Below are 8766 nucleotides of genomic sequence, written 5' to 3' on the forward strand. Positions count from 1 at the left end.
CCCTCCACACCACAACAACCCCCACCCAACCCATCGACCTCCCCACCTACCCCTTCCAACGCCGGCGCTACTGGCTCAATGCGGTAGCGGAGCAGGCAGACGTGGCCGCCGCTGGTCTGGTTCCCGCGGAGCATCCGCTGCTCGGTGCCGCCATCGCTCTGCCGGAGTCGGATGCGGTGGTACTGACGGGCCGCATCAGCCTCCAGTCCCACCCCTGGCTGGCCGATCACGCTGTCATGGGCGCCACGCTCCTGCCCGGCACCGCCTGCGTCGAGCTCGCGCTGCGGGCGGGCGACCAAGTGGGGTGCGGCGTGCTGGATGAGCTCACCCTTGAGGTGCCGCTCGTCCTCCCGCAGCACGGTGGCTGCGATCTCCGGGTATCCGTCGGGGAGCCTGACGAGTCCGCCCGTAGGCAGGTCAGCGTGTACGCGCGGAATCAGGACGCGGCTTCGGACGATGTCTGGACCCGGCATGCCCGTGGTCTCCTCGTGGACGACACGGCCGCATCCGGTTCCGGGGCCGATCTGAGCGTATGGCCGCCCGAGGGTGCCACGCCCGTCGACGTAAGCGTGCTCTACCTGGCCCTGGCCGCGGACGGCCTTGAGTACGGTCCGGTCTTCCGGGGGCTGCGCGCCGCCTGGCGCCGTGGTGGCGAGATCTTCGCCGAGGTCGCCCTCCCTGAGGAGGCCCACGGGGACGCCGACGCGTTCGGGCTGCACCCCGCGCTCCTCGACGCCGCCCTACACGCCACCGAATTGGTGGGTGACGGCACCCGGCAGCCCGGCAGCGGTGCGTCGCTCCCGTTCGCGTGGAGCGGGGTGTCGCTGCACGCCTCGGGGGCGACCTCGCTGCGGGTCAGGATCGCGGCGGTCGAGGGCAGCGCGGACACGACGTCGCTGGATCTGGCCGACGCGGCCGGTGTGCCGGTGGCGACGGTTCGTGCCATGGCCGCCCGGCCGGTGTCGGCCGAGCAGATCACGACGGCACGCGAGGGGGCGCTGCCGCTGTACCAGGTGGAGTGGACGCCGATCCCGACGGACGGAGTGAGCCCGGCCGCGGCTGTCCCGGACGGGTGGGTGGTGCTCGGCCCGGAGGCGGACGCCGACCGGGCATGGCCGGGGATCACGTCGTACCCGGATGTTGCCTCGCTGGGCGAGGCGGTGCCGGAGGTGGCACTACTGCTGTGCCCGGTGGTCGAGTTCGAGGACGGATACGGGGAGGGATACGGGGACGGAGACGGAGACGGGAACGGGTACGGGAACAGGGACGGGAACGACGTCACCGCGATGCCGCAGCGACTGCGCGAGGTCCTCGGTGCGGTGCTCGGCACGCTGCAGCAGTGGCTGGCGCAGGAGCGGCTGGCATCCTCCCGGCTGGTCGTCGTCACGCGGGACACGGAGGGCTACGGCAGCCTGATCAACGCGGCGGTGGAGGGCCTGGTCCGGTCGGCCCAGGCGGAGAATCCGGGCTGCTTCGTGCTGGCCCGCTGGGACGGTGACGCGGCCTCGGCCCGCTACTTCCCGGCGGCTCTTGCCGGCGCCGAGCCGCAGGTGTGGGTCCATAGGGACGGCGTGCGCGTCGCCCGGCTGGGGCGCGTCATACCGGAGGAGAAGGCTGCGGAGTCGCCGGCGCTCACGGGTTTCGAGGACTGGGATCCCGAGGACACCGTTCTGATCACCGGCGGTACCGGCGGACTCGCCACCCTCCTCGCCGAACACCTCATCACCCACCACCACATCCGCAACCTCACCCTCGCCAGCAGACAAGGACCCCACCACCCCAACGCCACCCACCTCACCCAACACCTCACCCAACTCGGCGCCCACATCACCCTCACCACCTGCGACGTCAGCAACCCCACCCAACTCACCCACCTCATCAACAACACCCCACGCCTCAAAGCCATCATCCACACCGCAGGCACCCTCCAAGACGCCACCCTCACCAACCAAACACCCCACCACCTCAACACCACCCTCACCCCCAAAGCAGACGCCGCCTGGCACCTCCACCACACCACCCAACACCTCAACCTCACCCACTTCATCCTCTACTCCTCCGCCGCAGCCACCCTCGACCCCACCGGACAAGCCAACTACGCCGCAGCCAACGCCTTCCTCGACGCCCTCGCCCACCACCGCCACACCCAAAACCTCCCCGCACAGTCCCTCGCCTGGGGACTCTGGAACACCCACCACGGCATGGCCACCCACCTCACCCAAACCGACCTCAACCGCATGAACAACGGCCCCCTCATCCCCCTCACCACCACCCAAAACCTCACCCTCTTCGACACCGCACTCACCACCCACCACAACCACCAACACACACCAGGACCATGCGTCGTTGGAGGAGCGGCTGGCCCCCCTCGGCGACGACGAGCGGCGCCATCTGCTGGAGGACCTGATCTGCGGCGAGGTGGCCGGGGTACTGGGGCACGCCGATGGCTCTTCGCTCGACCCGGCCCGGTCGTTCCAGGACTCCGGATTCGACTCGCTCACCGCGGTGGAGCTGCGCAACCGGCTGAAGGGGGTCACCGGGCAGCGGCTGTCGGCCACCTTGGTCTTCGACTATCCGACGCCGCAGACCATGGCGAAGTACCTGCTGGAGGAGTTGCTGCCGGCCGTCGAGGAGATCGAGGCGCGGCTGCGGGTTCCGGAAGCGGACGAGGAAGCGCTGCGCCGGCTGCTCGACTCGGTGCCGCTGAGCCGTATCAAGGAAGCGGGCCTGCTGGACGCGCTGCTGGCACTGGCCCCGTCCACGCTCCCGGCAGGGGGCGCGGAGGGCGGCGACGTGCCCGCCGCTGGTGCCTGTACCGCATCCCCGGAGAGCACGCCCGACGGCGATCAGGCCGGGCAGACAGCCGCTCAGGTTGCCGGGCGGACGACCGGTCAGGCAGCCGGGCGGAACGACGCGGCCCCGGCCGGTGACCAGGCCGATCAGAGCGACGCGATCCTGGCGATGGACATCGACGATCTCGTCCGTGCGGCGTTCGAGCGCAGCGACTCCGAACAGCCCGAGTGACCGTTGCGGCCGGGCGCCGGCGCTCCCCCACCGCACCGGGGGGGCGCCGGCACCCGGCCCGGCGGAGCGAGCCCAGCCCCGTGATACGAGCGACCGAGGAATGCGAGTGACCACCGTGGATACACCTGTCCAGAAGATCGCCGAGGCGCTGCGCACCTCGCTGCTGGAGAACGAGCGGCTGCGCCGGCGGTATGACGAGGTCACCGCCGCCGCGGCGGAACCAGTGGCGATCGTGGGCATGAGCTGCCGCTTTCCGGGGGATGTGGAGTCTCCCGAGGACCTGTGGTCGCTCGTCGACGCGGGCGGCGACGCGATCACCGCGTTCCCGGACAACCGGGGCTGGGACCTCGACGGGGTGTACGACCCGGAGGGGAAGCGCCCGCACACCAGCTATACGGGGCAGGGCGGATTCCTGCACCGGGCACCGGAGTTCGATGCGGCGTTCTTCGGAATGAGCCCGCACGAGGCGACCGCCACCGACCCTCAGCAGCGGCTGTTGCTGGAGGTCGCGTGGGAGGCGTTCGAGCGGGCCGGCATCGATCCGACGGCCCTGACGGGCAGTCAGACCGGCGTGTACGCGGGCGTCATGGCCACCGACTATCCGGTCCGGGTGGGTACGGTTCCCGAGGGTGCCGAAGGGTTCATGGTCACCGGCACCGACGGCAGCATCGTGTCCGGCCGGATCTCCTACACCCTCGGCCTGGAAGGGCCCGCCGTCTCGATCGACACGGCCTGCTCGTCCTCGCTGGTGGCGCTGCACCTCGCGGTGCAGGCGCTGCGCCAGGGCACCTGCACGCTGGCACTGGCCGGCGGCGTCACCGTGATGTCCACGGCCCGTACGTTCGTCGAGTTCAGCAGGCAGCGCGGGCTGGCCCTGGACGGCCGCTGCCGGTCCTTCGCCGATGCCGCCGCCGGTACGGGCTGGGGCGAGGGTGCCGGCATGCTCGTACTGGAGAAGCTGTCCGACGCGCGCCGGAACGACCGCCGCATTCTCGCGGTGGTGAGGGGCTCCGCGCTGAACCAGGACGGTGCCAGCAACGGCCTCACCGCGCCCAACGGCCCGTCCCAGCAGCGCGTGATCCGCCAGGCGCTGGCCGACGCGGGGCTCACCACCGGGGATGTCGACGTGGTGGAGGCGCACGGCACCGGCACCGTGCTCGGCGACCCCATCGAGGCCCAGGCGCTGATGGCCACCTACGGCAAGGGCCGTTCGGCGACGGACCCGCTGTGGCTGGGCTCGGTCAAGTCGAACATCGGGCACACCCAGGCCGCCGCGGGGGTGGCCGGGGTGATCAAGGCAGTGATGGCGATGCGGCACGGTGTGCTGCCCAGGACCTTGCATGTGGACGCCCCGTCGTCGAAGGTCGACTGGGCGGACGGGGCGGTGGAACTGCTCACCGAGCCGGTGCCGTGGCAGCGTGACCGCCCGCGCCGCGCGGGCGTGTCGTCGTTCGGCCTGAGCGGCACCAACGCCCATGTGATCCTGGAACAGGCCCCTGCGGCAGATCCGGCCCCGTCCGGTGCGCCGGAGAGCCCCGGTATCGACGCGGTGAGCGCCGACGAGCCGGTCGCCGCCGCGCTGCCGTTCCTCCTCACCGCCAAGACCGGAGCGGCGTTGCGCGCCCAGGCAGGCCGGCTCGCCGAGCGGGTGGCGGCCGACCCCGGCCTGCGTCCGGCGGATCTCGCGCACTCCCTGGCGACCACCCGCGCCGCGCTGGAGCACCGGGCCGTACTGGTCGCGGACGGGATGCCGGAGCTACTGGCCGGGCTGCGGTCCACGGCCGCCGGCGAGACCCCGGACAACGTGGTGCGCGGCACCGCCGGCGGCCGGCCCAAGGTCGCCTTCGTCTTCCCCGGGCAGGGCTCGCAATGGGTGGGCATGGCTCGGGAACTCCTGGACCGTTCCCCCGCGTTCGCCGACCGGATACGGGAGTGTGCACAGGCCCTGGGCCCCTTTGTCGACTGGGATCTGCTGGCCGTACTGCGGGCCGATCCGGGCGCGCCGACCCTGGAACGCGTCGATGTGGTCCAGCCGGTGCTGTTCTCTGTGCTGGTCTCGCTGGCGGAGCTGTGGCGCGCGCACGGAGTGCAGCCCGCCGCGGTGGTGGGTCACTCCCAGGGCGAGATCGCGGCTGCCTGTGTCGCGGGGGCGCTGTCCCTGGAGGACGCCGCCCGCGTGGTGACGCTGCGCAGCCAGGCCATCGCCCGGCGGTTGGCCGGGCCCGGCGGCATGATGTCGGTGTCGTCGCCCGCCGGGCAGGTCGCGGAGCGGCTGCGCCGCTGGGACGGCCGGCTGTCCGTCGCCGCGATCAACGGCGCGGGATCGGTCGCCGTCTCCGGTGACTCCGACGCGCTGGACGAACTCCTCGCCGAGCTGCAGTCCGAGGACATCTGGGCGCGCCGCATTCCGGTCGACTACGCCTCCCACTCCGCCCATGTGGAGTCCATCGAGGCGGAGTTGCTGGCGGCCCTTGCGGACATCACCCCCCGGGCGTCCCGCGTCCCGTTCTACTCGACCGTGACGGCCTCGCTGATCGACACCGGCGAGCTCGACGCGTCGTACTGGTACCGCAATCTGCGGCAGACGGTGCGCTTTGAGGAGACCACCCGGGCGCTGCTGGCCGATGGCTACGGCGTCTTCGTCGAGTCCAGCCCGCACCCCGTGCTGTCCATGGGCATCCAGGAGACGGGCGACGCGCTGGGGCGGCAGGTCACCGCGGTCGGATCGCTGCGCAGGAACGACGGCGGCATGGACCGTTTCCTGCTCGCCCTCGGTGAGGTCTGGGCGCAGGGGGTGGCGGTGGACTGGGCGCCGCCGCTCGCGCCGTACGCCCCGGCGTGGGTGGATCTGCCGACCTACCCGTTCCAGCGCCGGCCGTACTGGCCGCGCCCGGACGCCGCCGGTGGGGACGTCACGTCCGCCGGGCTCGACGCCGCCGATCATCCGCTGCTGGGCGCCGTGGTGCGGCTGGCTGATGCGGACGGCGCACTTCTGACCGGGCGGATCGGCCTCGACACCCATCCCTGGCTGGCGGACCACGCGGCCGGCGGTGCGGTGCTGCTGCCCGGTACGGCGCTGGTGGAACTCGCCGTACGGGCAGGTGACCAGGTCGGTTGCGGCCGCGTCGACGAACTCACCCTGACCGCACCGCTGTTGTTGCCCGAAAAAGGCGGCGTCCAGCTACAGGTCTTCGTGGGGGTGCCCGACCCGGCCGGCCGGCGCCCGGTGAGCGTGCATGCGCGCCCGCTGACCGGACCCGCCGACGAGGGCGGCGCCGACACGCCGTGGACCTCCCACGCGGACGGCTTCCTCGTGCCCGAAACGACCCACCCGGCCGACTCCCCGACGACGGCGTCGGTGTCGACGTCGGAGTCGGAGTCGGAGTCGGAGTCGGACACACCGGATGTCTGGCCGCCGACGGGCGCCACCGCGCTCGATGTGTCGGACCTGTACGAACGGCTCGGCGACCAGGGTTACGGCTACGGCCCGTCCTTCCAGGGGCTGCATGCCGCCTGGCAGCGCGGCGACGAGGTCTTCGCGGAAGTCGCGCTGCCCGAGGACGTCCGCGCCGAGGCGGCCAGGTTCGGCCTGCACCCGGCGCTGCTGGACGCGGCGCTGCACGCCGCCGGTCTGGGCCCGTTCGGCGCTTCCGCCGCCGAGACCGCGGACGGCGGGATCCGGCTGCCCTTCAGCTGGACCGGTGTCAGCCTGCGGGCCGTGGGCGCGGCCGCGGTACGGGTACGGATCTCGCCGGCCGGCGACGACGCGGTGAGTCTGCACCTGACGGACCCAGCCGGCGCCCCCGTCGCGTCCGTCGACGCTCTGATACTGCGCCCGGTCACCCCCGGTGCGCTGTCTGCCGCCCCGGCACCGCACCGCGACTCACTGTTCCAGGTGGAGTGGCAGCGGGCCGCATGGACGACGGATGAAGCGGAGACGGATGAACCGACGGCGGACGCCGTGCCGTGGGCACTTCTCGACGGATCCTGGACGCTTCCGGACGCATCCGCGGCCGCCGGCAGCTACGCCGGTCTGCTGCCGGACACCGGCCAGGTGGCCGCCGACGGGGCGGAGGGTCAGCCACTGCCGGATGTCCTGCTTGTCCCCTGCCCGCCGGTGGACCTCGCGGAGGGCTGCGAGGCGGAGTCGGTGCCCCAGCGGCTGCGCGATGTGCTCGGCACCGTATTGGCCGCGCTGCAGCGGTGGTCCGCCGAGGACCGGCCGGTCTCGTCCCGGCTGGCCGTGGTCACCCGGGGCGCGGCCGGGCCGGAGGGACTGCCGGTCGACCTGATCGGCGCGGCCGTGTGGGGCCTGGTGCGCGCCGCGCAGGCCGAGACACCGGACTGCTTCGTCCTGGTCGACTCGGACGGAACACCCGAATCCGCGCGACGGCTCGCCTCGGCGGTGCTGTCGAGCGGTGAGCCGGAACTGGCCCTGCGCAACGGCGAGACCTACGTACCCCGACTCACCCGAGCCACCACACCCACCACACCGACCCCCACCCTCGAACCCACCGCCTTCGAAAACTGGGACCCCGAGGACACCGTTCTGATCACCGGCGGCACCGGCGGACTCGCCACCCTCCTCGCCGAACACCTCATCACCCACCACCACATCCGCAACCTCACCCTCGCCAGCAGACAAGGACCCAACCACCCCAACGCCACCCACCTCACCCAACACCTCACCCAACTCGGCGCCCACATCACCCTCACCACCTGCGACGTCAGCAACCCCACCCAACTCACCCACCTCATCAACAACACCCCACGCCTCAAAGCCATCATCCACACCGCAGGCACCCTCCAAGACGCCACCCTCACCAACCAAACCCCCCACCACCTCAACACCACCCTCACCCCCAAAGCAGACGCCGCCTGGCACCTCCACCACACCACCCAACACCTCAACCTCACCCACTTCATCCTCTACTCCTCCGCCGCAGCCACCCTCGACCCCACCGGACAAGCCAACTACGCCGCAGCCAACGCCTTCCTCGACGCCCTCGCCCACCACCGCCACACCCAAAACCTCCCCGCACAGTCCCTCGCCTGGGGCCTGTGGACCCAAGACACAGGTATGACCACGCACCTGACCTCGGCAGACGTGGAGCAGATGGCGAAGTCCGGGGTGCGCGGGCTGTCGGGAGAGGAGGGCCTCGCGCTGTTCGACACCGCCGTGTCCAGCGGGGCACCGGTCCTGCTGCCGATCCGCCTGGACCTGGCTGCGCTGCGCAACCGCCCCGGTACGCTGCCGCCGCTGCTGAGCGGCCTGGTCCGCCCGGCGGCCCGCCGCGCGGTCGCCGCCACAGCCACCGACGGCAGCGGCACCCTGGCCCACCAACTCCTCCGGATGCCGGTGCCCGAGCGGGACCGTCTGCTGCTGGATCTGGTACGTACCCAGGTCGCCGGCGTTCTCGGACATGAGAGCGGGGACGCCGTCGAACCGGAGCGTGCCTTCAAGGACCTGGGGTTCGACTCGCTCGCCGCCGTGACCCTGCGCAACCGGCTCGGCGCGGCGGCCGGGATCCGGCTGCCGGTCACCCTGGTCTTCGACCACCCCACACCGGCCGCACTCGCGGAGTACCTCCGGGCCGAACTCGTCGGTGCAGACGCGCCGCGCGACACGGACGCCCCGGTCACGGCTTCCGGCACCGCCGCGCCCGACGAGCCGATCGCCATCGTCGGCATGAGCTGCCGCTTCCCCGGCGGCGTCAACACCCCGGAAGAATTCTGGGCGTT

Annotated in this window: 2 protein-coding genes and 1 pseudogene; all 3 read left to right on the plus strand. The window is 72.0% G+C overall.

What is annotated here, in order from left to right; translation table 11 throughout:
* Positions 1-176: 176 nt before the first annotated feature.
* Positions 177-2129, plus strand: a pseudogene (locus tag EST54_RS36305) (type I polyketide synthase); the annotation flags it as partial.
* 217 nt (positions 2130-2346) lie between these two features.
* Entirely contained in the window at positions 2347-3024 is a 678-nt protein-coding gene (locus tag EST54_RS31890) for an acyl carrier protein (RefSeq protein ID WP_129251178.1), read from the plus strand.
* A 115-nt stretch (positions 3025-3139) separates the two neighbouring features.
* On the plus strand, positions 3140-8766 hold a 5627-nt coding region (locus EST54_RS31895), incomplete at its 3' end, for a type I polyketide synthase (RefSeq protein WP_392567432.1).

This window comes from Streptomyces sioyaensis, assembly GCF_004122735.1.
Lineage (GTDB): Bacteria > Actinomycetota > Actinomycetes > Streptomycetales > Streptomycetaceae > Streptomyces > Streptomyces sioyaensis.